Genomic DNA, 2575 nt, shown 5'->3' on the forward strand with positions numbered 1-2575 from the left:
GAACAGAATAATAAATAAAACCTAAAGATAGGCTAGATTTATTGCTGTGACTGGGTTTTAAGTTTTTGAGCCTTTCTATAAAACTGCGATTTTAATGCTCTACCATAAAACCAACGCAAGAACCAGATTTTTGGCTATATTTAGTCATCTTCAGATGACTTTTACTATTAGCAAGGAACTTCAGTTCCTTGCGGGACATAGCTTTTACGTTAAGTTGACACCAATGAGCATTGCTAAACCCCTACCGCGTGGTCTATTTACCTGAAAATAGCTGTAAGCTACTGGGAAGCATCATTATAAAAAAGTTTTAGTTATACCTTTGCATTAGCAAATCTGCAATTGAGGTTAGTAATTCAGTTGGTTGTACTGGTTTGGCAACGTGTTTTTGAAACCCAGCTGCTAAGACTGACTCAGCGATCGCTTTCTCCAGCATAGGGGGTAAAAGGGCGATCGCAGAAATCGGAAAACCCTCTTTCCCCCTGTGTCCCCCGCCCCCTGCCTCCTTCAAATCAACATCCCAGCAATACAAGCGGTAATAAAACCCGCTAACAATCCGCCAATCATTGACCTTACACCCATGCGAGCTAAATCATGCTGACGATTAGGTGCTATTCCAGTCATGCCGCCAATGGTAATTCCAATTGAACCGATATTTGCAAAATTACATAAAGCGTAAGTCGCAATAATTACTGCACGTTGAGAAATTTTACCACTTTCAATTAGTGCCTCACCAAAACTACTAAACACTGAAATAAAATATCTCCCGTATAAGGATTAAATGTTTGCAAAGGAAATTGACCTTGTTTTTTGATTTCAACCTTATCTAAGCAACATTGAGCGGTCAGTTTTTCAGGAGTGATGTTAATAATCCGCTTTAATCCCTTAAAACTTGACCCATGAAATAATGCGCCATTTTCATAAGGTAATAGTCTCAAAGTTGCTGGGTTTTGACTGTTATTAAAAGATTCATAAGTATCAGATGAGGGAATGTGCTGCACAATTTTTATTTGAGTACTGTAATGATAATGAGGTATAGCTTTAGCACTTTCACTCCATAGCAGTACTTCCAAATCTATTTCTCCAGTATCAGTTTTGCTGATTTCTTTTAAATCTAAAAAGTATTCTCTTGCCAGCGTTTTATCAAAAATAATTCCCTTAAGAACTTTGTAATTGTTACAACTGAAGAATTTGTAACCTGGGTAGAGTTGCTCACAAGTATTAGCAATCCACGCAATGCTACACATAGCTGGCAAAACTGGATTACCGCCAATTACGTGATCGTATACAAAAGGGTTAGCTGTTAATTTTAATTGACGAGACACACGAAATGACTGTAATTCAGAATTTAGCTGCTTAGGTTGGGCGACAATTGGGCTACTCATTACCAGAGTTTGGGCAATTCCATGATGAACAGGCTTCAATTCATCAACTAATATTTGGGCACCAACTTCTAAAGGAATTAGTTCTATATCTTGTTGAGCAAATACTTTCTTTAATTGTGGCGTAACCATACCACCATCCCAAGGCCCCCAACCGATAGAAACTACGCGACAGGACGGATATTTACGCTGGAGTAGGTAGGCTGTTTTATTAAGTATTTCATTAGCTAGTGCGTAATCTGATTGACCTGGATTACCGTAAAAAGCAACAAATGAGGAAAACAAAACGATGCAATCTAATTGACTGGGGTCTACACAGCTAAGTAAGCTTTCTAAACCTTCTATTTTGGTAGTGTAAACGGTTTCAAAATCCTTCTCTGTTTTATTCTCAATTAATTTATCTGCTAAGTTTCCAGCCCCATGAATAATTCCTGTAATCCGTCCTAAACGTTGAACTGCTGGTGCTAATTCTGCCTGTAAAGCAGAACTGTTGGTAATGTCTACGCTGAGATATTCTACCTGCACTCCAGTTTGCTGAATGGTAGAGATTGTTGTTGTAATTTCTCGTTGAGCTAATAAATGATTGAATGCTTGTTTGACTTTTATCGGTGTAAGTTTCTCACCTTGGGCAATTAAATCCTGCATAATTCGCTTTTTTAACTCAGCTTCATCGAAGCAATCTTTAGCCCATTCTGGTTCAGTTTTGGCAAGTTTGGAGCGACCTAGTAAGATAAATTTGCACTGATATTGTTTCGCTAGTTGGATAACACATTGTGCTGTCACTCCTCTGCCGCCACCACTGACAAGAATAACGGATGATGAATCAATCTTGGCGTTTGTGTTCATTTTGCTTATTTTGATTGTTTCAACACAAGGATTACAGCGCTTTTCAAGTAATTGAACTACACCACTCCCTACTCCCCACTCCCTACTCCCTGTCTCATCTGGATTTATTTAACTTAGCCCTGTGAATTACTAGGGTTCGTGTCATTAATTTTGATGAGTTCGTAGTAAGCACAAAGCGTGCTTAAAAATTTAGGACTAAAGTCCTTACTACGAACTTTTTCACGGGTGCATCCCAGTTTTTATTTTGCTCTTGAGAATAACTGTCATTGCGAACGCGAGTGCGTCTCGTAGAGAGGAGGAACGACGAAGCAATCTCATGGACTCGTTTTGACCTGAAGAATTTTGCGATT

At 38.8% G+C, this 2575-nt stretch carries 2 protein-coding genes and 1 pseudogene; all 3 read right to left on the reverse strand.

What is annotated here, in order from left to right; translation table 11 throughout:
- Window positions 1-307: 307 nt before the first annotated feature.
- Entirely contained in the window at window positions 308-508 is a 201-nt protein-coding gene (locus LC574_RS35070) for a response regulator (protein ID WP_229458226.1), read from the reverse strand.
- Window positions 505-732 (reverse strand): annotated as a pseudogene (locus tag LC574_RS35075) (nucleoside transporter C-terminal domain-containing protein); the annotation flags it as partial. The pseudogene LC574_RS35075 and the gene LC574_RS35070, both read right to left, overlap by 4 nt.
- The gene (locus tag LC574_RS35080) at window positions 720-2225 is read right to left on the reverse strand and encodes an SDR family NAD(P)-dependent oxidoreductase (protein WP_229458228.1); all 1506 of its coding nucleotides are present in this window, start codon (window positions 2223-2225) and stop codon (window positions 720-722) included. The pseudogene LC574_RS35075 and the gene LC574_RS35080, both read right to left, overlap by 13 nt.
- Window positions 2226-2575: the final 350 nt, after the last annotated feature.

It is taken from the genome of Nostoc sp. CHAB 5715 (assembly GCF_020829685.1).
Taxonomy (GTDB): Bacteria; Cyanobacteriota; Cyanobacteriia; order Cyanobacteriales; family Nostocaceae; genus Nostoc.